Raw genomic sequence first — 644 nt, forward strand, 5'->3', positions numbered from 1 at the left:
CACGGCAGGGTTCATGACTGGGGTGAAGTCGTAACAAGGTAGCCGTATCGGAAGGTGCGGCTGGATCACCTCCTTTCTAGAGGCTTGTGTCTCAAGCCTAGCGTTCACACTTATCGGTTTGTTTGCTGTTACAGCCAAGGGTCTGTAGCTCAGGTGGTTAGAGCACCGTCTTGATAAGGCGGGGGTCGTAGGTTCAAGTCCTACCAGACCCACCAAGTTATCCGGAAGGGGGATTAGCTCAGCTGGGAGAGCACCTGCTTTGCAAGCAGGGGGTCGTCGGTTCGATCCCGTCATCCTCCACCACTGCCTGGTACCTTGGATTGGTTGTCAAATGAAAGCGCATCGCGACGATGAGTGGCGAGTGTTTCCATTTGGCATTGCCAAGCGATCGCAAGATCGGCTGTTCTTTAAAAATATGGGATGTAGTAAAGGTGTCGCGCGAGCGTTGATGAGACGCTGCAGTACAAAACGCGATACCGGGTTGTGATTGTATCAACCAAAATGTATTTAAGTGATCGAAAGATGACTTGGAATACGGCACAAATGCGAGAACTCATCCTGTAGCGAGGTTTCGAGCAATCGAGACACACTCGTTATAGGGTCAAGCGAACAAGTGCATGTGGTGGATGCCTTGGCGATCACAG

At 51.4% G+C, this 644-nt stretch carries 2 tRNA genes and 1 rRNA gene; all 3 read left to right on the forward strand.

The window, feature by feature from the left end:
- Positions 1-76 (forward strand): 16S ribosomal RNA (locus tag AC3WQZ_RS35705); the annotation flags it as partial.
- A 62-nt stretch (positions 77-138) separates the two neighbouring features.
- Positions 139-215 (forward strand) — tRNA-Ile (locus AC3WQZ_RS35710).
- Positions 216-227: 12 nt separating this feature from the next.
- Positions 228-303, forward strand: a tRNA-Ala gene (locus AC3WQZ_RS35715).
- Positions 304-644: the final 341 nt, after the last annotated feature.

It is taken from the genome of Cupriavidus sp. FW305-26, from assembly GCF_058787975.1.